This is a genomic window from Streptomyces sp. HUAS YS2, assembly GCF_033343995.1.
Taxonomy (GTDB): domain Bacteria; phylum Actinomycetota; class Actinomycetes; order Streptomycetales; family Streptomycetaceae; genus Streptomyces; species Streptomyces solicathayae.
The window spans coordinates 7,076,522-7,100,006 of the sequence record NZ_CP137573.1 but is presented as its reverse complement, the minus strand read 5'-3'; the positions used below and the strand labels follow the sequence as shown (position 1 = coordinate 7,100,006).

At 71.5% G+C, this 23,485-nt stretch carries 17 protein-coding genes; 8 read left to right on the top strand and 9 right to left on the bottom strand.

Annotated elements, in window-relative coordinates:
* The first annotated feature begins 142 nt into the window (after positions 1–142).
* Positions 143–1,819, top strand: coding sequence for a urocanate hydratase (gene hutU, locus R2D22_RS32505; RefSeq protein WP_318108627.1), 1,677 nt, complete (start codon positions 143–145; stop codon positions 1,817–1,819).
* 22 nt (positions 1,820–1,841) lie between these two features.
* On the opposite strand, the gene R2D22_RS32500 is transcribed toward hutU, so the two are convergent.
* Positions 1,842–3,308, bottom strand: coding sequence for a chlorohydrolase family protein (locus R2D22_RS32500; protein ID WP_318108625.1), 1,467 nt, complete (start codon positions 3,306–3,308; stop codon positions 1,842–1,844).
* Positions 3,309–3,641: 333 nt separating this feature from the next.
* On the opposite strand from R2D22_RS32500, the gene R2D22_RS32495 reads away from it, so the two are divergent.
* The 6 genes from R2D22_RS32495 (at position 3,642) to R2D22_RS32470 (ending at position 10,672) form a co-directional block, all read left to right on the top strand.
* Entirely contained in the window at positions 3,642–4,661 is a 1,020-nt protein-coding gene (locus R2D22_RS32495; RefSeq protein WP_318108622.1) for an ABC transporter permease, read from the top strand.
* Positions 4,662–4,722: 61 nt separating this feature from the next.
* Entirely contained in the window at positions 4,723–6,435 is a 1,713-nt protein-coding gene (locus tag R2D22_RS32490) for an ABC transporter substrate-binding protein (RefSeq protein ID WP_318108621.1), read from the top strand.
* On the top strand, positions 6,435–7,436 hold the full coding sequence (locus tag R2D22_RS32485; RefSeq protein ID WP_318108620.1) for an ABC transporter permease: 1,002 nt from the start codon (positions 6,435–6,437) through the stop codon (positions 7,434–7,436). Before R2D22_RS32490 ends, R2D22_RS32485 begins: the two co-directional genes overlap by 1 nt.
* The gene (locus tag R2D22_RS32480) at positions 7,436–8,449 is read left to right on the top strand and encodes an ABC transporter ATP-binding protein (RefSeq protein ID WP_318108618.1); all 1,014 of its coding nucleotides are present in this window, start codon (positions 7,436–7,438) and stop codon (positions 8,447–8,449) included. Before R2D22_RS32485 ends, R2D22_RS32480 begins: the two co-directional genes overlap by 1 nt.
* The gene (locus R2D22_RS32475) at positions 8,446–9,447 is read left to right on the top strand and encodes an ABC transporter ATP-binding protein (RefSeq protein WP_318108616.1); all 1,002 of its coding nucleotides are present in this window, start codon (positions 8,446–8,448) and stop codon (positions 9,445–9,447) included. Before R2D22_RS32480 ends, R2D22_RS32475 begins: the two co-directional genes overlap by 4 nt.
* A 13-nt stretch (positions 9,448–9,460) precedes the next feature.
* Positions 9,461–10,672: an amidohydrolase family protein gene (locus tag R2D22_RS32470; RefSeq protein WP_318108615.1), complete on the top strand. Its 1,212-nt coding sequence runs from the start codon at positions 9,461–9,463 to the stop codon at positions 10,670–10,672.
* Positions 10,673–10,757: 85 nt separating this feature from the next.
* On the opposite strand, the gene R2D22_RS32465 is transcribed toward R2D22_RS32470, so the two are convergent.
* Positions 10,758–11,396, bottom strand: coding sequence for a GntR family transcriptional regulator (locus R2D22_RS32465; protein WP_318108614.1), 639 nt, complete (start codon positions 11,394–11,396; stop codon positions 10,758–10,760).
* Positions 11,397–11,488: 92 nt separating this feature from the next.
* Positions 11,489–12,478: a winged helix-turn-helix transcriptional regulator gene (locus tag R2D22_RS32460; RefSeq protein WP_318108613.1), complete on the bottom strand. Its 990-nt coding sequence runs from the start codon at positions 12,476–12,478 to the stop codon at positions 11,489–11,491.
* Positions 12,479–12,625: 147 nt separating this feature from the next.
* Here R2D22_RS32460 and R2D22_RS32455 point away from each other — a divergent pair, with 147 nt between their 5' ends.
* The gene (locus R2D22_RS32455; protein WP_318108611.1) at positions 12,626–16,393 is read left to right on the top strand and encodes a S8 family peptidase; all 3,768 of its coding nucleotides are present in this window, start codon (positions 12,626–12,628) and stop codon (positions 16,391–16,393) included.
* Between the two features lie 79 nt (positions 16,394–16,472).
* Here the strand turns inward: R2D22_RS32455 and R2D22_RS32450 are convergent, their stop codons facing one another.
* Genes R2D22_RS32450 through R2D22_RS32425 form a run of 6 tightly spaced genes read right to left on the bottom strand, consistent with a single transcriptional unit; the run spans position 16,473 to position 23,478 of the window.
* Complete coding sequence (locus R2D22_RS32450; RefSeq protein ID WP_318108610.1) at positions 16,473–18,122, bottom strand: ABC transporter substrate-binding protein; 1,650 nt, start codon at positions 18,120–18,122, stop codon at positions 16,473–16,475.
* Positions 18,123–18,136: 14 nt separating this feature from the next.
* On the bottom strand, positions 18,137–18,943 hold the full coding sequence (locus R2D22_RS32445; protein ID WP_318108609.1) for an ABC transporter ATP-binding protein: 807 nt from the start codon (positions 18,941–18,943) through the stop codon (positions 18,137–18,139).
* Positions 18,940–19,959 carry an ABC transporter ATP-binding protein gene (locus R2D22_RS32440; RefSeq protein ID WP_318108608.1) on the bottom strand — a complete coding sequence of 340 codons (1,020 nt, stop codon included), beginning with the start codon at positions 19,957–19,959 and terminating at the stop codon, positions 18,940–18,942. The genes R2D22_RS32445 and R2D22_RS32440 overlap by 4 nt, the downstream gene beginning before the upstream one ends.
* Positions 19,956–20,831 carry an ABC transporter permease gene (locus R2D22_RS32435; RefSeq protein ID WP_318108607.1) on the bottom strand — a complete coding sequence of 292 codons (876 nt, stop codon included), beginning with the start codon at positions 20,829–20,831 and terminating at the stop codon, positions 19,956–19,958. Before R2D22_RS32435 ends, R2D22_RS32440 begins: the two co-directional genes overlap by 4 nt.
* The gene (locus R2D22_RS32430) at positions 20,828–21,853 is read right to left on the bottom strand and encodes an ABC transporter permease (RefSeq protein WP_318108606.1); all 1,026 of its coding nucleotides are present in this window, start codon (positions 21,851–21,853) and stop codon (positions 20,828–20,830) included. The genes R2D22_RS32435 and R2D22_RS32430 overlap by 4 nt, the downstream gene beginning before the upstream one ends.
* Positions 21,850–23,478 (bottom strand): amidohydrolase, encoded by a 1,629-nt coding sequence (locus tag R2D22_RS32425; RefSeq protein WP_318108605.1) that lies wholly within the window; start codon positions 23,476–23,478, stop codon positions 21,850–21,852. The genes R2D22_RS32430 and R2D22_RS32425 overlap by 4 nt, the downstream gene beginning before the upstream one ends.
* Positions 23,479–23,485: the final 7 nt, after the last annotated feature.

Genomic DNA, 23,485 nt, shown 5'->3' with positions numbered 1-23,485 from the left:
CCCCGGACCGGCACGCCGGCTCCATGATTCTAGGCGAGTCGGTTTCTCGGATCCGAGAAACCCTGCCGATCTCGCTGGTTCCCGCCGCCGGGCTTGCCTGTCATGGGAGGCGAAGCACGTCGCTCCCCCGCCTGGAGGCATCATGACCAGCGTTTCGCCCGATGCGCACAGCATCCGCGCTCCCCGCGGCACCGAACTGAACTGCCTCGGATGGCAGCAGGAAGGCGCCCTGCGCATGCTGATGAACAACCTCGACGCCGAGGTCGCCGAACACCCGGAGGACCTGGTCGTCTACGGCGGCACCGGCAAGGCCGCCCGCAACTGGGGCGCCTACGACGCGATCGTGCGCACCCTGAAGACGCTGCGGAACGACGAGACGCTGCTCGTGCAGTCCGGCAAGCCGGTCGGTGTCATGCGCACCCACGAGTGGGCGCCGCGGGTCCTGCTCGCCAACTCGAACCTGGTCGGCGACTGGGCGAACTGGGAGCAGTTCCGGTCCCTGGAGGCGCAGGGCCTGACCATGTACGGCCAGATGACGGCCGGCTCGTGGATCTACATCGGCAGCCAGGGCATCCTCCAGGGCACGTACGAGACGTTCGGCGCGGTCGCCCGCAAGAAGTTCGGCGGCACCCTGGCCGGCACCATCACCCTCACCGCCGGTCTCGGTGGCATGGGCGGCGCCCAGCCGCTGGCCGTCACCATGAACGACGGCGTCGCCATCTGCGTCGACGTGGACAAGACCCGGATCGGGCGCCGTATCGACCACCGCTACCTCGATGTGGCCGCGATGGACCTCGACCACGCCCTGAGCCTCGCCATCGAGGCCAAGGAGGCCGGCCGGCCCCTGTCGATCGGCCTGGAGGGCAACGCGGCGGAGGTGTTCCCGCGCCTGCTGCAGATGGGGGCGCCGATCGACATCGTCACCGACCAGACCTCGGCGCACGACCCGCTGGCGTACCTGCCCGTCGGGGTGAGCATGGAGGAGTGGCGCGAGCTGGCCGCCAAGGACCCGGGCCAGTTCACCGAGCGGGCCCGCTGGTCCATGGCCCGGCACGTCGAGGCCATGGTCGGCTTCATGGACGCCGGCGCCGAGGTCTTCGACTACGGCAACTCGATCCGCGACGAGGCCCGCAAGGCCGGTTACGAGCGGGCCTTCGACTTCCCCGGGTTCGTCCCGGCGCACATCCGCCCGCTGTTCGAGGAGGGCCTCGGCCCGTTCCGCTGGGCCGCGCTGTCCGGCGACCCCAAGGACATCGAGGCCACCGACCGCGCGATCATGGAGCTGTTCCCGGAGAACGAGCACCTGCACCGCTGGCTCAAGATGGCCGGTGAGCGCGTCGCGTTCGAGGGCCTGCCGGCCCGCATCTGCTGGCTCGGGTACGGCGAACGGCACCGGGCCGGCCTGAAGTTCAACGAGATGGTCGCCTCCGGCGAGCTGTCCGCGCCCCTCGCGATCGGCCGTGACCACCTGGACTCCGGCTCCGTCGCCTCCCCGTACCGCGAGACCGAGTCGATGCTGGACGGCTCCGACGCCATCGCCGACTGGCCGCTGCTCAACGCCCTGGTGAACACCTCCTCCGGTGCCTCCTGGGTCTCGATCCACCACGGCGGCGGCGTCGGCATGGGCCGGTCCGTCCACGCCGGTCAGGTGTGCATCGCCGACGGCACCGAGCTGGCCGCCGAGAAGCTCTCCCGCGTCCTGACGAACGACCCCGGCATGGGTGTCATCCGCCACGTGGACGCGGGCTACGAGTACGCCGCCGAGGTGGCCCGGGAGCGCGGGGTGCGCGTCCCGATGGCCGAGTACGAGGCGGAGTGAAGGAAGTACCGGGCCCCCGGGGCTAACTCCGGGGGAACACCGGCGGGAACAGCTCGTCGACCGGGCGCCCGCGGTGGTCGCGTTCGGGGTAGGCCGCGCGCATCAGGGCGAACAGCTCCTGGCCGGCCCGCCTGAGCGCGGCGAGATCGAAGCCGGGGATCTCCCCGTCGCGCATGACCACCCGGCCGGCGACCATCGTCAGGACGGCGTCGCGGGCGGTGCCGTTGAGCACGAGGGTGCGCAGCGGGTCCTCGGTGACGCCCATGCGGAAGTCGTCCAGGGCGAACGCCGCCAGGTCGGCGGCGGCACCCGGGGCCAGCCGCCCGAGGTCCGGCCTGTGCAGCGCGGTCGCCCCGCCGGTCCACAACGCCTCGAAGTAGCCCGCGAGGTGCCCCTGACCGAGGTCGCCGGCCTGGAGCTTGGCGATCTGGGTGCCCACGTCGATGCCCCGCACCAGGTCGGGCGGGAAGGAGTCCGTGCCCAGGCACAGGTTCACGCCCTGGGCGCGGTAGCCGCCGAAGGTGTGCAGGTTGTGGGCGTAGCGGGCGTTGGTCAGCGGGCAGTGCACGACCGAGACGCCGGCGTCGGCGAGCACGGCGACGTCGCCGGTGTCGGTCCCGAGCACGTCGGGGTGTACGTCGAGCACGACCGCGTGCGGGACGATGAGCCGGTCGGACAGCAGTCCTGAGTCGGCGATCAGCTGCAACGGGGTGCGCCCGTAGGTGCGCTGGACGTACGCGCGCTCCGTGTTGCCCTGCAGGGCGTGCAGGCGCACGAGGGCGCCGCGCTCGTCCGCGGCCCGCGCGACGTCGCGCAGGAGGCCGGGGGTGAGGGTCTCGATCCGGCACGGCAGCAGTACCCCGGTGAGCAGGGGGTCGGCGAGCTTCTCGGTGTGGTCCAGGAACCGCAGCGCGTCGGCCAGTCCGCGCCGGCCCGCCTCCTCGTCGAACATCACGGTGCGTCCGCCGTCGGCGCCGATCACGTTGACCCCGGACCGGAACGACGGCCCGAGGAAGCCGCGCAGCCCGAGGCGCGAGGACACCTCGGCCGTCGCCACGAAGTCCTCGTACGTCTCCGCCCAGTCGCTGTGCACCTCCGAGGCGATCGGCATGTAGCTGGTGATGCCGTGCAGGGCGAGCTGGGCCAGTGCGTACTCGCGGACCGTGCGCCGCTGCGCCGCGTCGAACACCGCGCGGGGCCGGTCGAAGTACTCGGCCGACCAGACGAAGCCGTCGGCGAGATCCGGGGACGCCCAGGAGTCGAGGATCAGGTGGTCGATGTCGGTGAGCGCGTCCAGGTCGATGAGACCGGGGGTGAGCACCGCGTCGCCGAGGTCGATGCGCTCGTCGACCGGGCGCCGGTCGAGGTCGGTCCGCGCGCCGACCTCGGCGACCGTGTCGCCGTCGATCAGCACGGCGCCGTCCGGGATCTCCACGTGCGAGCGTCCGTCGTGTCCGATCACCCAGGAGGCGGTCACCAAGGTCTTCATCGACACCCTCTCATTTTTGGTACACCAAATTGATCATCAATCATCATGGGCTCGGCGTCCAGGCCGGCACGCACCCCACGAGGCATTCGGGCCACTCACCCGGGCAACCATTCTCGGATGCGAGATCCCGGAGTTCCAGGACCTATTGGCTGCTCAGGGCCGTCACACCAGGGCTCGGGCCGGATTGCGATCCACCCTAGTGGAAACCCTGAGGCTTGGTATACCGTTCCGGCCACCCGCACCCCCGAGCACCGAAGGACCGACGTGCCGGATCCTTATGAGTCGCCGAATCCCGTGCGCCCGGCAGGCGCGTCCGAGTCCTCCGACGGGACGGTGGCCACCCTTTCCTCAGCTCACTCCCCGACCGCCCCGGCCGAGCCCCGGGCGGCGACGGCGGAGGTCGCCACCGCCCGGTCGCTGCTCGCCACGGCGTGGCTCCGCATCCGGCGCAGCCGGATCGCCGTCGCCGCGCTGGTCGTGGTCGCACTGATGGTGCTGTTCGCCGTCCTGGCCCCGGTCCTGGTCGCCGTCGAGGGCTCGGACCCGTTCACCTCGCGAACCGGACCGGAGTTCCTGGACGACTACGCCACGCCAGGGCTTCCCCTGTCGTACTACCGCTATCCGTCCGCCGAGCACTGGCTCGGCCTCGAACCGGGGCTCGGCCGCGACATCTTCGCCCGGATGGCCTACGGAGCGCGGATCTCGCTGACGATCGCGCTGCTGTCCACCCTGGTGTCGGTGGTCCTCGGGACCGTGCTCGGCGCCGCCGCCGGATACTTCGGCGGCAGGACCGACATGGTGATCAGCCGGGTGATGGACCTGTTCCTGGCCTTCCCGCACCTGCTGCTGGTCCTGTCGCTGACCCCGATCATGCAGTCCCGACTGCGCGGCACCGCGCTCGACTCGGGCAGTCTGGTGCCGATCGCCTCGCTGGTGATCATCCTCGGGTTCTTCGGCTGGGCCTATCTGGCCCGGGTCGTACGCGGCCAGGTGCTCTCCATCCGGCAGCAGGAGTTCGTCGAGGCGGCCCAGGCGTACGGGGCGTCCCACCGGAGCATCATCCTCCGGCAGATCATCCCGAACGTCATGGGCGTCGTCCTGGTCTACGCGACCATGATGATCCCCACCAACATCACCGCAGAGGCGGCCCTGTCGTTCCTCGGCGTCGGTGTCAAAGACCCGACACCGTCCTGGGGCCAGATGCTCAACGCGGCCCAGTCGGGCAACTGGTACCTCTCCGACCCGTGGTTCCTGGCCGTCCCGGCCGGCGCACTGGTGATCACCGTGCTGGCCTTCAATCTGCTCGGCGACGCGGTCCGGGACGCCCTGGACCCCAAGTCGTCCCGCGGCTGATCCCACCCTCCCGTCTTCTCCTCCTCCTTTCTCAACCCGCCCCGTCCCGCAAGGAGTCGCAGTGGAACGAAGCACCATGGCAGCGCTCGCCCTCACGGTGAGCGCCGGGCTGGCCCTGACCGCCTGTGGCGGCGCCAAGCCCGCCCCGCACTCCGGCTCCACGTCCCATGCCTACGAGCCAGTCGTCATCGGGAAGGGCCACACCGCCAAGGGCGGAAACATCAACGTCCTGATGTCCTCGGACTTCCAGACGCTGGACCCCGGCAACAGCAACTACGTGCAGACCGCCAACGTCGGCCAGCTGTACTACCGCACGCTCACCATGGCCAAGGAGACCGCCGGCCGGCCGCCGACCGTCGTGCCGGACCTGGCGACCGACCTCGGCCGGCCCTCCGCCGACGGCCTCACCTGGACCTACACCCTCAAGAAGGGGCTGAAGTTCGAGGACGGCACGCCGATCACCAGCAAGGACATCAAGTACGGAGTCGAACGCACCTACGCCCGCGACGTCTTCACCCAGGCGCCGCAGGAACTGAACTCCGCGCTGGCCGACGACGCCTACAAGGGCCCGTACAGCGGCGGCGACTTCAAGGGCATCGACACCCCGGACGACCTCACCGTCGTCTTCCACCTCAAGCAGCCGTTCGCCGAGTTCCCGGCCCTGGTCTCCCGGTCCAACACGGCGCCGGTTCCGCGGGCCCGGGACACCCGGCTCGACTACACCAACCACCCGGTCTCGACGGGCCCGTACAAGATCGCCTCGTACGAGCGCGGCCGCTCGATGAAGCTGGTCCGCAACCCCCAGTGGGACCCGGCCACCGACCCCAACCGGTCCGCCCTGCCGGACACCTTCACCTTCACCCTCTCCACCGCCCAGGCCACCATCAGCCAGCAGCTGCTGGCCGACTCGGACCCCACGGCGATCACCCTGGACAGCAACGGCGGCCTGCAGGCGTCCGACGCGGCCGAGCTCAACGACCCGAAGACCAAGGCGCGCACCGCGGCCGGTCTGCTGGGCTGCACCGACGTGCTGAACCTCAACACCGAGACCATCAAGGACCCCCAGGTCCGCAAGGCGATCGCGCTGTCCGTCGACCGGGCCGCCGTCCAGGTCCAGTACGGCGGCACACGGTTCGGCCAGCTCACCCAGTCGTACATCAACTCCGCCCAGCGCGGATACGTCGAGCAGCACACCGACCTCGACCCGGCCGGCAAGCCGAAGCGGGACGAGGCCAAGAAGCTCCTGAAGGGCAAGCAGGTGCCCGCGAAGCTGGTGTACGGCTACGCCGACACCAACGCCCGGTACAAGAACGTCGGCACCGTGCTGCAGCAGAACCTGAAGGAACTCGGCATCGACCTGCAGCTGCGCCCGATCCCGGCCGCCAACTACTACACCGTGCTCGCCGGTGACCAGATGCCCGACATCGCCCGCAGCGGCTGGTGCGGCGGCGCGGACAGCGGCTCGGTGCGCACCACGATCGACCCGAACCTGGGCCCGAGCCTGGACGGCAGGACCTACGGCTTCTCCAACATCCCGCGCTACCACGACCCGAAGGTCTCCGGCGAGATGTACAAGCTGCGCGGTACCAACGGGACCAGCGAGGAGCTGGGCAAGAAGTGGGCGACGCTGTTCGACCGGGCCATGCAGGACTACCCGCTGATTCCGCTGGTGCGCAACTACACCAGCAGCGTGGTCGGCTCCAAGGTCCGTAACGCGCAGGTCGGTTACTTCTTCGGCGCCATCGACCTGTCGATCGTGGGCGTCCAGCGCTGATGACCGGCTTCCTCCTGCGACGGTCCGTCGCGATGCTCGTTCTCCTGTTCGTCATCAGCTTCGTGACGTTCAGTCTGTTCCAGCTCGGTCCGGCGGACCCGGCCGCGGCGGCCTGCGGCCAGGAGTGCACTCCGCAGCGCATCGCCGAGGCCCGGGTCGCGCTCGGCATGGACAAGCCGTTCCTCTCCCAGTACCTCACCTACATGTCGGGTCTCCTCGAAGGCCGGACGGTCGGCGCCCCGGGCGCCGAGAGCGTGTGCTCGTGGCCGTGCCTCGGCAAGTCGTTCCAGACCAACGAGGACGTCACCACGATCATCGCGCGGGCCCTGCCCTACACCCTGTCCGTGGCCGGCGGCGCGATCGTGCTGTGGACCGTCGCCGGCGTCGGTCTGGGTCTGCTCGCGGCGCTGCGGAAGGGGCGGCCGACCGACAAGCTCATCGTCGGCGCCGCCTCGGTCGGGGTGTCCCTGCCGATCCCGGTGACCGGTCTGTTGCTGCTGCTCGTCTTCGTCAGCACCTTCGGGCTCCTGCCGTTCACCACCAACGAGATCGCCTCGCCGTTCGGCGCGGCGGGCCCGGGCGGCTGGTTCCTCAACTACCTGCTGCCTTGGGTGGCGCTGGCCGTTCTGTTCAGCGCGCAGTACATCCGCGTCACCAGGAGCAACATGCTGGAGACCCTCGGCGAGGACTTCATGCGCACCGCCCGCTCGAAGGGCCTGTCGCGGCGGAGCATCGTGTTCCGGCACGGTGTCCGGGCCGGCATCACGCCGGTGGTCACCATGCTCGGCCTCGACATCGGTGGCCTGCTCGGCGGCGCGGTGCTCACCGAGCAGATCTTCTCGGTTCCCGGCGTCGGATTCACCGCGGTGCACGCCGCGCAGGCCGGCGACCTGCCGGTCACCATGGCCGTCACCATGACGGCCGCGTTCTTCATCATCGTCGCCAACGTCCTGGTCGACATCGCCTACGCGGTGATCGACCCGCGAGTGAGGGTTGCCTGATGCTCATACCCGAACCCTCGCCCCTGCTGGACGTCCGCGATCTGAGGGTCGGTTTCCCGACCGACGACGGCGTGGTCCACGCGGTCAACGGGATGGACCTGACCCTGGGCCGCGGGGAGACCGTCGGGATCGTCGGGGAGTCCGGCTCCGGCAAGACCGTCACCAGCCAGGCCCTGATGGGACTGTTCAAGGACACCTCGGCCACCGTCACCGGGCAGATCCTGCTGGACGGTGAGGACCTCAACCCGCTCGGCGAAGCGCGGATGCGGACCTATCGCGGCAAGAAGATCGCGATGATCTTCCAGGACCCACTGTCGGCGATGCACCCCTTCTACCCCGTCGGAGTGCAGATCGCCGAGGCGTACCGGGTGCACAACGACGTCTCCAGGAAGGCCGCGGCAGCGGTCGCCGTCGACATGCTCGGCCGGGTCGGCATCCCCGACCCCGAACGCCGGTACTCCGCGTACCCGCACGAGTTCTCCGGCGGCATGCGGCAGCGCGCGATGATCGCCATGGCGCTGGTCTGCGAACCCGAGCTGCTGATCGCGGACGAGCCCACCACGGCGCTGGACGTCACCGTGCAGGCCCAGATCCTCGACCTGCTCGGCGAGCTCCAGGCCGAGACCGGTGCGTCGGTGATCATGGTGACCCACGACCTCGGCGTGGTCGCCGAGGTGTGCCACCGGGTCGTGGTGATGTACGGCGGCGTCTGCGTGGAGCAGGCCACCGTCACGGACCTGTTCGCGGACCCCCGACACCCTTACACCCAGGGGCTGTTGGCGTCGATGCCGTCACTGGCCGGGCGGTCCGAGCGGCTCACGCCGATCCCGGGCTTCCCGCCGTCGCTGCTGACACTGCCCCGGGGCTGTCTGTTCGCGGACCGCTGCCCCCAGGCGGAGCTCGTACCCGACGACGCCTGCGGCACGCTGCGGCCGGTCCTGTCCGGCCCCGCCGGGCACCCGTCGCGGTGCCATCTGCCGACCCCGCGACCGACCGGAGAGGTGGTCCGATGACGCCGCTGCTTCAGGTGACCGACCTGGCGAAGCACTTCCCGATCCGCTCCGGCGCCTTCAGGTCGGGCGGCGGCGCGATCAAGGCGGTGGACGGCGTCGGCTTCTCGGTCGACGCCGGGCAGACCCTCGGTCTTGTGGGAGAGTCCGGCTGCGGCAAGTCCACGACCGGGCGGCTGCTCATGCGGCTGATGGACCCCACGTCGGGGAGCATCCGGCTGGACGGCCGGGAGATCGCCGGCCTGCGCGGGTCGGAGCTTCAGGAGTACCGGCGCCGCGTGCAGATGGTGTTCCAGAACCCGTCGTCCTCGCTCAACCCGCGCCAGTCCGTGGGCGGTGCCATCGCCGCGCCGCTGCTGGCCCAGCGGATCGCGCCGCCCGGAGGCGTCAAGGCCAGGGTGCGGGACCTGATGGACCGGGTGGGGCTGCGCCCCGACCACTACAACCGGTTCCCGCACGAGTTCTCCGGCGGGCAGAAGCAGCGGGTCGGCATCGCCCGGGCGCTCGCCCTGGACCCGCGGCTGATCATCTGCGACGAGCCGGTGTCCGCGCTGGACGTCTCGGTGCAGGCGCAGGTGATCAACCTGCTCGAGGACATCCAGCGGGACACCGGTGTCGCGTATCTGTTCATCGCCCACGACCTCTCCGTGGTCCGGCACTTCGCCGACCGCATCGCGGTGATGTACCTGGGAAAGATCATGGAACAGGGAACGACCGAGGAGGTCTTCGGCTCCCCCGCCCATCCGTACACCCGGGCGCTGCTCTCCGCCGTCCCGCAGCCGGACCCCGCCGCGGACCGGAGCGCCCGGATCCGGCTGGCCGGCGATCTGCCCAGCCCGGCCGACCCGCCCCGCGGCTGTGTGTTCCGGTCCCGCTGCCCCGCGCGTCCGCGGCTCGACGCGGAACGGCAACAGCAGTGCACGGACCGGGTGCCGGCCGGCGACATCGCCTGCCATCACACCGACGCCGCCGCCGAGGCCCTGGCGCCGGCCCGCTCGTAGAAAGGTGACAACCGTGTTGATCCGTGACGTCCGCCCCTGGGGCGGCGCGCGCAGTGACGTCGAGGTGTCCGACGGCCGGATCGCCGCGATCCGGCCGCACGACCCGGCCGCCGCGCCGGTAGGCGAGGTGGTCGAAGGGCGGGGCCGGCTGCTGCTGCCGTCGTTCAGCGACGTGCACGTGCACCTGGACTCGACCCGGATCGGGCTGCCGTTCCGGCCGCACACCGGCGGCCCCGGCGTCTGGACGATGATGCTCAACGACCGGGAGAACTGGCGCACGGCCGAGGTCCCGCTCCCGGAGCGGGTGGCCGGCACGCTGGAGCGGATGATCGCCCGCGGCACCACCCGGGTGCGGACGTACGCCCAGGTGGACGTGGACTGCAAGCTCGAGAAGTTCGACGCCGTGGTGGCCGCGAAGGAGCGGTTCGCAGCACTGGCGGACGTCCAGATCATGACGTTCCCGCAGGCCGGCATCCTCCGCGAGAAGGGCACCGCCGACCTGCTCGAGGCCTCGCTGAAGGCGGGCGCGGAGGTGATGGGCGGCATCGATCCCTGTTCGCTCGACCAGGACCCCAAGGGGCATCTGGACGTCGTGTTCGGGCTGGCCGAGAAGTACCAGGTCGAGGTCGACATCCACCTGCACGAGCCGGGGCACCTCGGGGTGTTCTCCACCGACCTGGTGCTCGAACGCACCCGGGCCCTGGGGATGCAGGGCAAGGTCACCATGTCCCACGCGTACGAGCTGGGCTCGATCTCCGAGTCGGTGAGCCGCCGGATCATCGACGACTTCGCCGAGCTGGACATCGCGATGGCCACCGTGGCGCCGCCGGACCGCGGCCAGCTGTCGCCGGCGGCGCTGACGGAGGCGGGCGTCCGGCTGGGCCTGGGCGAGGACGGCCAGCGGGACTACTGGAGCCCGTACGGCAACTGCGACATGCTCGACCGGACCTGGCAGCTGGCCTTCACGAACAACTTCCGCCGGGACGATCTGATCGAGATGTCGCTGGCCGTCGCCACCATCGGCGGCGCCGCGATCATGGACCACGACGTCGCCCGGCTCGCCGGCGTCGCCGACCGGCCCGGTGTGGCCGTCGGCGACCGCGCCGACCTGCTCCTGGTCGACGGCGAGACGCCGACCGCCGCGGTGATGGACCGCGGCACCGACCGCACCGTCCTGCACGACGGCGTGGTCGTCGCCGACCGGCTGGCCGTGGTGCGCGGCTAAATCCGCGCCCCGCGCACGACCGCCCGGCGTCCTGGTGACGCCGGGCGGTCGTGCGCGTACGCGGGGCGCGGCGGGCCCGAGCGGACTACCCGCGGTGGTCGGCGATCGCGCGCCGGCTGGTCTCCAGGTGCTGGACGACCAGTTTCTCGACGGCCGCGACGTCCCGGTCCGCGATGGCCCGGTACAGCGCCTCGTGGTCCTGCGCCATGGTCAGATGGTCGTCGTGCTGCCCCAGCAGCCAACGCATCCGGCTGCGCCAGGTGTTCTCGAGCTCGCTCAGCAGCTCGTTGGCGGCCATCGACGTGACCGTCTCGTGGAAGTCCGCCGCCGCGCGCCGGGCGCGCACGGCGTCGCCCGCCCGGGCGGCCGCCAGCTCCTCGTCCAGGGTCGCGCGCAGCCGCTCCAGGTCGGCGCGCTGACGCCGCTGCGCGGCGAGGCGGAAGGTCAGCACCTCCAGGGCGGCGCGGACCTCGGTGAGGTCCGCGATGTCCGTGGACGTGAACTCCCGGACGACCGCCCAGGTCCGCGGCCTCGGCGTCACGAGTCCCTCGGCCACGAGCACCCGCAGCGCGTCGCGCACGGGTACCCGGCTCACGCCCAGCTGCGCCGCGAGATCACGCTCGACGAGCTTGCTCCCGGGTTCGCGCACGCCGTCGAGAATCTCGTCGCGGAGCTGCCGCGTGACGCGCTCCGACTCCGGCTCGAACTCCCCTGCCCCTGCCATGCCCTCAGTCTCCCATGGTCAGGCGCGCCCGCCGGCCATCAACGTGCCAGGTTCGGGCCCCGCAGAAGCGGTCGCGGCAGTCGTACGGGTGCTCAGGGGGCCGGGGGCGGGCCGGTGATCCAGCCGAGTTCGTAGGCGTGCCAGCCCAGTTGGATCCGGGTGGTGCCGCCCGCCAGGTCCATCATTCCCTTCACCCGCCGCTTCACGGTGCGCAGGCCGAGCCGCAGCTGCTTGGCGATGCTCGCGTCGGTCATGCCGACCAGGAGCAGGGCGAGGATCCTGAGGTCCGTCTCGTCGGGCCCCGCGGGCTCGTGCTCGATCAACTCCCCGCCGCTGCCGAGCCGCAGCGGCAGCGCCTTCCGCCAGACCCGCTCGAACAGGCCCATCAGCAGCTCGAGCAGTCCGCTCGCGTGGATCACCAGCGCGGCGGGTTCGGAGCCGTGACCGCCGAGCGGGACCAGCGCCAGGGTGCGGTCGGCGACCACCAGCTTGGTCGGGACCTGCTCGACCAGCCGGACCTCCTGCCGGCGGCCGAGTCCCACGGCCAGTTCGGAGAGCTGGCCCGGCAGCGCCAGGGCATCGCGTTCCAGGACGACACGGTAGGAGACGCCGCGGGCCACGGCCGCGTCCTCGACCGGGTTCTCCATCGGGGTGACGGCGACCGGTGTGCCGGTGACCAGGACGCACAGCTCGTCCACCGCGCCCATCTGCAACTGGAGGAAGCGGTGCGAGACCGCGCTCGCTCCCGTCACCACCTCCACCAGGTCGTGCACGGCGGGCTCCGCCGTCTCCGTGCGGTAGGTGTCCGCGAGCAGCCTGGCCGTCCGTTCGGCGTCGTCCAGGACCTGCCGCTGCCGGGTGAGCAGCGCGCCCAGGGCGACCCCGGGCGGGGCCGGTACCCAGTGCCCCGCACGGGGCCGTGCGGCGAGGCCCTGCTCCTCGAGGCGGCGCAGCGCAGCCGTGACGGTCGTCTCGCTGAGCGCGAGCCGGCGCGCGAGATCGGCCTCGTCGGCGCCGCCCAGCCGGACGAGGCCGCGGTACGCCGCCTCCTGTGTGTCGTCGAGTCCAATGGCTCCGAGCACGGGGACCCCCTTTCCGGAGGGTTTCCTTCCACCACCCCCGTGGCGGAAAACAGCCGCGGCACCTTCCCGCCCGCGGCTGCTGTTCCGCGCCACCGGTCTCCTTTGCCAAGGTGTCGCCACCCCACCAGAAATCACCGAGGGAGAACGATGCGCCCGATATCGCGTACGGCCCTGGGGGCGGCGACCGCCGCCGTCCTGGCCGTCACCGCGCTGACGCCGTCCGTGGCCGCCTCACCAGGGCCCGGCGCGTCCGGCGACAGACCGCTCGTCGGCACGCAGGCGGCCGCACCGGGCACGGGCCGGCCCGTGACGGTCACTCTGGTCACCGGCGACCGCGTCCTGGTGACCACGGACCGCTCCGGGCGCGCCGCCGCCACGGCGCTGCCGCGCGAGGACGGCACCGTCCCGCTGCTCGAGACCCGGCAGACCGGCCGGGACCTGTACGTGTACCCCGAAGGCGCCGCCGGGCCGCTCGCCGCGGGCCGGGTCGACGAGGAACTCTTCAACGTGACCGGCCTGATCCGGCAGGGCTACGACGACTCCCGCACCACGGCCCTGCCGCTGATCGCCGTCTACGACTCCTCCGTCGACGTCGCCCGCGCCGTCCCGGCCTCGCCGCGCGGCGCCGCCCGCGGCCAGGTGCTGAAGGCGGCCCACGGCGTGGCGCTGAAGGCCGACAAGAAGAACGCCGCCGCCTTCTGGGCCGACATCACCTCGGCCCGCTCGCGCTCCGGCGCCGACGTCCGGAAGGTCTGGCTGGACCGCAAGGTCGAGGCCACCCTGGAGCGTTCGACGAAGCAGGTGCGCGCCCCCGAGGCCTGGGCCGCCGGCTACGACGGCAAGGGCACCAAGGTCGCCGTCCTCGACACCGGCGCCGACGCCGAACACCCGGACCTGAAGGGCCGGATCACCGCTTCCCACAACTTCACCGACTCCTCCGACGCCACGGACCGACAGGGCCACGGCACCCACACGATCTCCACCGTGGGCGGCTCGGGCGCGGCGAGCGACGGGAAGAAGAAGGGTGTCGCACCGGGCGCCGAGCTGCTCAACGGCAAGGTCCTCAACGACGGCGGCTCCGGAGCCACGTCCTGGATCATCGCGGGCATGGAGTGGGCCGTCGCCCAGGGCGCCGACGTCGTCTCGATGAGCCTCGGCAACCCGGCTCCGACCGACTGCACCGACCCGATGAGCGCCGCCACGGAGCAACTCGCCCGGTCCACGGACACGTTGTTCGTGGTCGCCGCCGGGAACACCGGCCCGGGGCTCAACAGCGTCTCCTCGCCCGGCTGCGCCCCGAGCGTCCTCACCGTCGGCGCCGTCGACCGCGACGACTCCACCGCCCCGTTCTCCAGCCGCGGCCCGGCCCGCGTCTCGCACACCCTCAAGCCCGAGATCGCCGCACCCGGCGTAGCCATCTCCGCCGCCGCGGCGGGCGGCCGCGGGGTGTACGCGTACCGGTCGATGTCCGGTACGTCGATGGCAACCCCGCACGTCGCGGGCGCGGCCGCCGTCGTCAAGCAGCGGCACCCCAACTGGACGCCCCGGCAGATCAAGGCTGCCCTCGTCTCCTCGGCGAAGGCCGCCGTCCCCGGCGACGCCCGCGAGACCGGCGGCGGCCGGCTCGACGTCAAGGCGGCCGTCGACGCGACGGTGCTCGGCGCCCCGGCCGTCCAGGGCGGCTCCTTCGCCTGGCCGCAGGCCGCCGACGACCGCACCACGGTCGCCGTCCCGTACACCAACACCGGCGACCGGCCGGTGAAGCTGGACCTCGCGGTCCGGCGCGTCACCGGTAACGACGGCACGGAGATCGACTCGCCGGTCGCGCGCCTCGGCGCGAGCAGCGTCACCGTCCCCGCCGGAGCCACCGTCGAGGTCCCGCTCGCGCTGAATCCCGCCGCACGGCTGGAGCCCGGCCAGTACGGCGATGTCACCGGCCGCGTCCTCGCCACCGCCGACGGCGTCAGCGTCTCCACGCCGTTCTCCCTCTACGTGGAGCCGCGCACCGTCACCCTGCGGGTGAGGACGATCGACCGGCTCGGCCGGCCGGCGTCCGGCGCCTCCTCGCTGGACGTCGTCAGCACCGACACCGCCACCGGCGAGCGCCGCACCAACGCGGGCGCGACGGAGCAGACGTACCGGCTGCGCGCCGGAAGCTACTTCCTGTCCAGCTACGTCGTCACCCCGGACGCCGGCGAGAACGCCAAGCTGGCCGACTCGATCACGTACCTCGGGCGCCCGCAGATCGAGCTGACGAAGGACACCACCGTCGTCCTCGACGCCCGCAAGGCCCACAAGCTGTCGGTCCGCACCGACCGACCCACCGAGGTCCGCAGCGGGACGCTGACGTTCGCACGCTCCTGGGACGCCACCTGGACGCACGCCGGAACCCTCTCCGGCGGGCGCGCCGTCCGCGGCTACTACGCCTCCGTCGAGGGCGAGGCGCGCGACGGTGGCTTCGAGTTCGCCAGCTACTGGCGTGCCGCGGCGCCGCTGATCTCCGAGTTCGCCGTCGTCGGGGGCGAGAGCCTGCACCCCGTCACCGCCACGACCACCTCGGCCAACCTTGACGGGACGGGCGAGACGCCGATCGTCGACGCCAAGTCCGGCACGGCCGAGGAACTCGCGGCCGCCGGTGTCCGGGGCAAGATCGCCCTGGTCCGGATCGCCGACGGCCAGACGGCCGTCACCTCGCAGGCCCGCGACGCCAAGGCCGCCGGCGCCAAGGCCGTCCTCGCCTACCACTCCGACCCCGGCCGCTGGCTCCCGGCGATCAACACCACCAACACGGACCTCCCGGTCCTCGCCGTCGAGTCCGCCGAAGGCCAAGCCCTGCTGGACCGGCTGGCGGCCGGGCCGGTCACCATTCGCTGGAAGGCCACCGCGAAGAGCCCGTACGTCTACACCCTCGCGTTCCCCCACCGCGGTGAGATCGACGAGGAGCGGACGTACCGGGTCGACGACGACCGCCTCGGCCGGAGCCGGTCGACGTTCCGTTCGATGGGCGTCGCCGCCGACTACGTCGACTTCGCGCTCGCGGGCCGGCCCGACGGCCGGCAGGTGTTGGTGCCCTTCGAGAGCGTCGCGGTGCCCGGCGCCCGGACCGAGTTCTACACCCCCGGCGACACCACCTGGCAGCGCTACCTCTCCAGCAGCTTCCCCTGGGGCGAGTTCATGGTCGCCGCGCCGCGCACGTACCAGCAGGGAGAGCAGCGCGACGACCGCTGGTACGACGGCGTGATCTCCCCGCGCGCGCCGATCGACGCCGCTGGGAAGCCGATGCTCGCCGCCGAACGCCAGGGCGATCTGATCGGCTTCGCCGCCGCGATGTGGGGCGACGGCACCCACCACGCCGAGCAGGGCTCCTTCGGGGACATCGGCAACCTCCGCCTGCGGCACAACGGGCAGCAGATCGGCAGCTCCATGTACCCCTACGGCGTCTTCGACGTCCCGGCGCAGGAAGGCACGTACGAACTCGAACAGTTCATAGAGAAGTTCGGTGCGCCGGCCAAGGTCTGGCAGCGGTCGACCTCGGTCGACACCGTCTGGCGGTTCCGCTCCGCGCGTGACGAGAACGTCTACTCGCAGGCCGTCCCGCTCCTCTTCCCCCGCTACGGGCTGCCCGAGGACGGCGCCAAGACCCTCGCGGCCGAGGCCGGTCAGAAGATCACCCTGACCGCGACCGGCCACGGCGGCTACACCCCCGCCGCCCTCGTCTCCGCCACCCTCTCGTACTCGTACGACGGCGGCGCGACCTGGGCCGAGGCCCCGGTCGCGCAGCAGAACGGCACGTGGACCGCGACCGTGGACCACGCGGCCGCCGCCGGCAAGCAGGTCACCCTGCGGGCCGAACTGACGGACGCGAACGGCAACTCCGTCCGCCAGACGGTCACCCGCGCCTACGACGTGCGCTGACCGCGAAGGCCCCGCGGGGCGTCACCCCTTTCGGGTGGACGCCGCGCGGGGCCCCGTGCCGTGCGCGATCCGGTGCGGACTACTTGCCGGTTCCGGCGAGGTGCGCCGCCCACGGGTAGTAGACGTAGTCGAACGCCGCGGGCGCCCCGGTGATCCTGCTGCCGAGCCACACGTCGTTCGTCAGCTGGATGCCGGAGAGCATCGGTGTCATCTCGTCGTGCAGCTTCTTCTCCATCTGCACGACCAGTTGGGCGCGGGCCTTGTCGTCCTTCTCACCGACGGCCTTCGCGTAGAGGTCGTCGACGCCCTTGTAGCCGGACTGGTTGAAGGAGCCGCCGGACACCGCGGTGATGCCCAGCCAGTCGAGCGGGTTCGGGATGTTCGGCCAGAACTGCGTGTACAGCAGGTCGGTGTCGCCGCGCGTAGCCGGGTCGTAGAGGTAGTTCGAATAGCCTGTCGCGGGGACGACGTTGAGCTTGAACTTCAGGCCCATCCTGTCGGCCGCGTCCTTGATGCCGACGCCGAGCTGCTGCGTCTCCGCCTGCTGCGGCACCACGAGGCTGATCTGCTTCGCCTTCACATCGGCCGGAACGCCGGCGAGCAGCTTCTTCGCCGCGTCGATCTTCGGGGTGCCGTCGGTCTTGACCGAGTCGGCGTACTTCGTCAGCTCGTCCTTCGCGAAGCCGTAGACGGCCGGGACGGTCTGGAGCGAGGCGGGGGAGCCCTCACCGCCGTAGACCTGCTGTCCGATGCCCTTCCAGTCGATGGCCATCTGGAGCGCCTTGCGCACGTCGGCGTTGCCCATGGCGCCCTTGTCGTTCGCGACCACGAGCGTGACGGCCAGCGGCGCGGGGCCCGAGTAGAGCTTGCCGGCCGACGACGCCCGCAGCTGGGACAGGCCGGCCGTCGGCGGGCCGTACGTGCCGTCGATCTGGCCCGAGAGCAGGCCGGAGGTGATCGCGGAGTCGTCGGTCAGGAAGGTGAAGTCGATGTGCTTCACCTTCAGCGGCAGCTCCTTGTTCCAGTAGCCGTCGTAGCGGCTCGCGCTGATCGACTGCCCCTGCGTCCACTTGGCGAACTTGTAGGGACCGGTGCACATGACGCCGACGCCCGGCGTGCCGACCTTGTCGCCGTGCCGCTCGTAGAACTTCTTCTGGACGACGACACCGGCGTAGCTCGCCAGCTCGTCGTTGAAGAGGTAGTCGGGCGCCTTGAGCTTGACGGTCACCTCGGCTGTGCCGGTCTTCGTGATCGAGGCGACGTTCCGGTACAGATAGCCGTAGAAGCTCGTCTTGTCCGTCAGGTTGTGGTTCATGCTCCACGCGACGTCGTCGGCGGTCATCGGCGAGCCGTCCCAGAAGGTGACGTCGTCGCGGAGCTTGTAGACCCAGGTCTTCGGATCGGGGTTCGTGTACGAGGTCGCCAGATTGGGCTTGATCTTGAAGTCGGGCGTCTGGGCGAACAGGGTCTCGCACATGTTCGAGTTGATCATGTTCGGCGTGTAGTCGGCCGCGTGGAACGGGTCGACGGTCTGCGGCTCGCCCTGGAAGACGTTCCAGGTGATCTTGTCGACCGTGCCCGAGCCGGCCGGCGTGAGGGTCGTCAGTGCGTCGGAGGAGCCGGACGCGCCGGTGCCGGACGTGCCTGCGGAGCAGCCGGCCAGCGCCAGGGCGGCCGCGACGACGGCTGCGAGCGCCTTCGTCCGTCCGCGGGGGCGGGGAGAGTACATTGCGGAACTCCTGTTCACTGTCTGGCGGTGAGGGCTTCGGGGTCCCACCCGCCGCGGGGGACGCTGTCGCGCAACAGGCGGGTGTAGGGGTGCTGGGGGTTGTCGAGCACGTCGGCGGTGGGCCCTTGCTCGACGACGGCGCCGTGGCGCATGACGATCGTGTCGTCGGTGACCTGACGGATGACGCCGAGATCGTGGCTGATGAAGAGGTAGCTCACGCCGCGTCGCTGCCGGATGTCCGACAGCAGGTTGAGGATCTGCGCCTGGATCGAGACGTCCAGCGCGGACACGGCCTCGTCGAGGATGAGGACGTCCGGATCGGCGGCGAGAGCGCGGGCGATGGCGACGCGCTGGCGCTGCCCGCCGGAGAGGGACCTCGGCAGGGCCGCGAGCTGCCGGTCGTCGAGCCCGACGAGCTCGGCGAGTTCGCTCACCCGCTTCCGGGTCTCGTCCCGGCCGAGCCGGGAGTGCACGCCGACGACCTCCGCGAGGCAGTCACCGATGCGCTGCCGCCGGTCGAGCGAGGTGTACGGGTCCTGGAAGACGATCTGGATGTCCCGGCCCCGCTCGCGGCGGCTCCGAGCGGAACGCGCCGGCTGGGTGCGGTCCTCGCCCCGGAAGAGGATGCGGCCCCCGGAGGGACGCTCCAGGCCGATGATCATCCGCGCCGTCGTCGTCTTGCCGGAGCCGGATTCACCGACGATGCCGAGGGCACCGCCCGGGGCCAGGGCGAAGCTCACGTCGGCGACCGCGGTCGCCTCGGTGCGCCCCCGGCCGAACGTCTTGGTCAGGTGCTCGACCACGAGCAGCGGTTCGGTCATCGCGTGACCTCCTCGTTCGAAAGGGAGTCGGCGTTCTCGCTCTCCATCCGGCCGCGCAGGGCGGGCATCCGGACGCACCGGGTCTCCGAGGGACCGATCCGCAGCAGAGGCGGTACGCCCGCCCCGCACCGCTCCTGCGCGAAGTGGCAGCGGGGCGCGAACGCGCAGCCGTCCGGGGCCTCGTAGGCGGTCGTCGGGTGACCGGTGATGACGGGCAGCCGGTCGACGCGTCGGTCGATCTCGGGCCGTGCCTGCACCAGTGCGGCGGTGTACGGGTGGAGCGGGTCCTCGTGCAGCCGGGTCGACGCCTGGCGCTCCATGACCTGGCCGGCGTACAGCACGATCGTCTCGTCGCACACGGCGCCGGCGAGCTCCAGGTCGTGGGTGATGAAGAGCATCGCCATGCCGTACTCGCGGCGCATGCGCCCGAGGATCGCCATCACCTCGGCCTGGGTGGTGACGTCGAGCGCGGTCGTCGGCTCGTCGGCGAGGATGAGCCGTGGCCGCGCGGCGACCGCGGCGGCGATCATCACGCGTTGCAGCAGGCCGCCGGAGAGCTCGTGCGGGTACTGCCGCAGCCGGCGCTCCGGGTCCCCGATCCCGACCTCGGCGAGCAGCTCCTCGGCGCGCCCCAGCGCCGCGGGCTTGCGCATCCGGTCGTTGGTACGCAGCGCCTCGGTGAGGAAGTCACCGATGGTGCGTACGGGGTTGGTGTGGGCCCGGGCGTCCTGGAAGATCATCGCGACGTCGTTGGCCCGGTAGGACCGCAGGGCGTCGGCGCGCAGGCCGAAGACCTCGGCGCCGTCGAAGCGGACGCTGCCCCGGACGTCCGCGCCGTCGGGCAGCAGGCGTGCGACGGTGCGCACCGTCATCGACTTGCCCGAACCGGACTCGCCGACCAGGCCGATGGTGCTTCCGGCGTCGAGCGAGAACGAGACGTCGCGCAGCACGGTGCGGGACTCGCCCGCGACGGGCAGCCGGACGGTCAGGCCGTCGACTTCGAGCAGTGCGTTCACGAGCGTGCCTCCCAGCGTTCCGTGAGCCGGTCGCCGAGCGTGTTCACGGCACCGACGGTGACGACGATGAGCGCGCTGGCGAACAGCGCCTCCTGCGGGTGCTGTTGCAGCACACCGGCCATGCCGGTGCCGACCATCGCGCCCCAGTCCGACGTCGGCGGCTGCATGCCGAGGCCGATGAACGAGAGGCCGGCGAGGTCCATCAGGGCGAAGCCGAAGGCGAGGGTGGCGTTGGCGACGATCAGCCCGCCGACGTTGGGCAGGATGTGCCGCAGTGTGATCCGCAGGCCGTGGACGCCCTGGACGCTCAGTGCCGCGATGTACGGGAGCGAGCGCTCGCGCAGCGCCGCGCTCCGGACGATCCGCGCGATGTAGGGGACGTAGGCGATGGACAGCGCCACGACGGCGGCCTCCAGGCCGGATCCGAAGAGGGCGGTCGCCAGGATCGCGAGCAGCAGACCGGGGAAGGCGAACACGGCGTCGACGACGCGCACCACCATCTGGTCGAACCAGCCGCCGAACCACACGGCCGCGAGCGCGAGGAGCGACCCGAGGAGCGTCGAGATCGCCACGACGAGGAACGGTCCGATCAGCGCGGTCCGCGAGCCGTGGATGAGGCGGGAGAGCAGGTCCCGCCCGTTCGCGTCGGTCCCCAGCAGGTGCTCGCCGCCCGAACCCCGGTACGCGCCGGAGAGGTCGACGGCGTTGGGATCGTGCGGGGCGAGGAGGGGTGCGAGGACGGCGAAGCAGACGACGAGTCCGAAGACGGCGAGCGCCACCCGGCCGGAGAGGCCGACGGCACCGGTGAGACCGGTCGTGCGCCGGAGGACCTTACGGGCTCCGAGGCGGCGCACCTCTGCTGTCGTGCTCATGAGTCCTTCTTCCCGATCGACACGCGTGGGTCGAGCAGTGTGTAGGCGATGTCGATGAGGGTGTTCAGCACGATGAAGGCGGCGACGTACAGCAGGCAGATCGCCTGGACGACGGGGAAGTCCTTCTGCTGCACCGAACTCACGAGGAACTGGCCGAGCCCGCCGAGCTGGAAGACCTGCTCGACGACGACGCTGCCGGCGATGAGGCCCGCGATCGTGAGACCCGCGACGGTGAGCACCGGCATCGCGGCGTTGCGGATGACGTGTCTGCGGACGACGGCCCCGCGGGGCAGTCCGCGGCTGATCGCCGTCTGCACGTGGTCGGCCGACAGCTCCTGCCGGATCGCGGTCTGGGCGAGCCGTGCGACGAACGCGACGGAGGCGAGCGCGAGCGCGAGCGACGGAAGGACCGTGTGGTAGACCCCGTCGAAGCCGGGGCCGCCTGCGCCGAACACCGGGAACCACTCCAGGTCCACGGCGAAGACGATGATCAGTACGACCGCTCCGACGGAGGTCGGTACCGCCATGACGGCCGTCGCGCCGGCCATGGCGGACCGGGACAGCCAACCGGGCTTGAGGCCGGTGAGCGTGCCGATGGCCAGGCCGACCACCAGGACGATCGTCGCGGCCATGACGACGAGCAGCAGGGTCGCGGAGGCCCGGTTGCCCACCAGCGTCGCCACCGGCTGGTTGTAGATGATCGATGTGCCGAAGTCGCCGTGCAGCACGCCGCCCAGCCACCTCAGGTACTGCTGCCAGACGGGGTCGTCGAGGTGGTACTCGGCCTTGATCGAGGCGATCGCCTCGGGGCTCATGGTGCGCCCGTGGGTGAGATAGGTGAGCGGGTTGCCGGGCGCGGCGTAGAGCGCGCCGAAGACGACCAGGCTCGCGATGACCAGGGTCACCGCCAGGCCCATGACGCGCGTGGCGACGAAGCGCAGCAGCGCGCCGGGGGGCCGTCGCTTCGGCTTCGCCCGCTCCGACGGCGCGGGGGTCGGTGTCGTCGTGATCGCCTCGCTCATCGGTCTCCCCCTGGCTGCGCCGGGTGCACCACGCGACCGCCCACGACGGTCCGCAGCACTCGCGTCTCGAGCAGTTCCTCGACCGGCCGGGCGAAGATGTCCCGGTCGAGAACGATGAAGTCGGCGTACAGCCCCTCGGCGAGTCGGCCGTGCAGGTGCTCGGAGCGGCTCGCCCAGGCGGCGTCGCGCGTGGCGTGCACGATGGCGTCCGCCAGCGGCAGGGCGTAGTGCGGGATGTTGGCGGGCAGCGACGGGTCCAGTGCCGAACGCCGGGTCGCCGCGATGAACATGTTGGGCAGCGGCGCGTGCGGCGACGTGGGCGAATCGGTGCCGAGGACGAGGGTGGCACCGGCGTCGGTCATCTCGGGCCACGGGAAACCGCGGTCGGCCCGCTCGTCGCCGAGCACGCGCCGCCAGTTCTCCTGTATGGCGGGATCGGCGTGCACGGGCTGCATGCTCGCCGTGATGCCGAGCGCGGCCAGGCGGTCGATGTCGGCGGCGTCGACGACTTCGAGGTGCTCTATGCGGTGGCGCCGCTCCTTGGGGCCGTTGAGCGCGACGGCCTGCTCGACAGCGCCGATCGCGACCCGGGTCGCCTCGTCGCCGATGGCGTGCATGGCGACCTGGAGGCCGGCCGCGTCCGCGGCGGCGACCACCGGCGCGAGTTCGGCGAGGCTCCAGATCGGGTCGGCCTTGGTGCCGTTGGTGTAGGGCTCGCCGAGCGACGCGGTGCACCCGTCGACGGTTCCGTCGACCATGACCTTGATGCCGGTCACGCGCAGGTACGGGGTCGAGGCGTGGGTGGCGAGTTCGACGGCGCGCGCGACCTGGGCGAGGTTCCCGGTCTCGTCGCCGGTGGGCTGGACGCGCCAGAAGCCGGCGATGCGCGTGGTCAGCGTGCCCGCCGCGTCGGCCCGGCGCATCGCCGCGTAGTCGTCCTCGCCGAGCGCCATGTCGGTCGAACCGACGATCCCGGACTCGGCGTACGCCGTGAGGACGGTCGCGAGGGCCTCGTCGCGGTCGGAGTCGGTGGCGAAGCGGTCGAGCACCGGCCACACGAGCTGGTGCATCGCGGTCTCGTCGACGAGGCCGGTGGCCGCGCCCCGCTCGTCCCGGTGGACCGTTCCGCCCGGCGGCGAGGCCGTGGTGTCGTCGATGCCGGCCTCGGCGAGGGCCGCCGAGTTCAGCCAGATCGAATGGAAGTCGTAGGCCTGCGCGTAGACGGGCCGGTCGGCGACGACGGCGTCGAGCATGCCGCGATCGGGGGTGCCGCCCGGTATGTCGCCGTGCTTCCATCCGGTGGCCGGCACCCGGGGTGCGTCGGGGTTCTGCTCCGCCCACGTCCGGATGCGCCGCTGGATCTCCTCCACCGTGTTGGCGCCCCAGAGATTCACCTGGGCCGCCGCCTCGCCGGTGCCGACCACGTGCGCGTGGCCGTCGACGAATCCGGGGAGGACGGTCGCGCCGTCGAGGTCGTGGATCAGGGCGTCCGGTCCGGCGACGCGTGCCGCGGTGGCCTCGTCGCCGACGTAGGCGAGCCGGTCGCCCACGACAACGAGCGCATCGGCCCAAGGGCGTGGGGCGGAGGTGAAGATCCGTGCGTGGCGATAGAGATGAGCGGGCATGGTCGTG

Bases quoted from the DNA above. Each gene is read 5' to 3' on its own strand.
- hutU (WP_318108627.1), top strand. From the start codon at position 143: ATGACCAGCGTTTCGCCCGATGCGCACAGCATCCGCGCTCCCCGCGGC.
- R2D22_RS32500 (WP_318108625.1), bottom strand. From the start codon at position 3,308: ATGAAGACCTTGGTGACCGCCTCCTGGGTGATCGGACACGACGGACGC.
- R2D22_RS32485 (WP_318108620.1), top strand. From the start codon at position 6,435: ATGACCGGCTTCCTCCTGCGACGGTCCGTCGCGATGCTCGTTCTCCTG.
- R2D22_RS32480 (WP_318108618.1), top strand. From the start codon at position 7,436: ATGCTCATACCCGAACCCTCGCCCCTGCTGGACGTCCGCGATCTGAGG.
- R2D22_RS32475 (WP_318108616.1), top strand. From the start codon at position 8,446: ATGACGCCGCTGCTTCAGGTGACCGACCTGGCGAAGCACTTCCCGATC.
- R2D22_RS32465 (WP_318108614.1), bottom strand. From the start codon at position 11,396: ATGGCAGGGGCAGGGGAGTTCGAGCCGGAGTCGGAGCGCGTCACGCGG.
- R2D22_RS32455 (WP_318108611.1), top strand. From the start codon at position 12,626: ATGCGCCCGATATCGCGTACGGCCCTGGGGGCGGCGACCGCCGCCGTC.
- R2D22_RS32450 (WP_318108610.1), bottom strand. From the start codon at position 18,122: ATGTACTCTCCCCGCCCCCGCGGACGGACGAAGGCGCTCGCAGCCGTC.
- R2D22_RS32445 (WP_318108609.1), bottom strand. From the start codon at position 18,943: ATGACCGAACCGCTGCTCGTGGTCGAGCACCTGACCAAGACGTTCGGC.
- R2D22_RS32435 (WP_318108607.1), bottom strand. From the start codon at position 20,831: ATGAGCACGACAGCAGAGGTGCGCCGCCTCGGAGCCCGTAAGGTCCTC.
- R2D22_RS32430 (WP_318108606.1), bottom strand. From the start codon at position 21,853: ATGAGCGAGGCGATCACGACGACACCGACCCCCGCGCCGTCGGAGCGG.
- R2D22_RS32425 (WP_318108605.1), bottom strand. From the start codon at position 23,478: ATGCCCGCTCATCTCTATCGCCACGCACGGATCTTCACCTCCGCCCCA.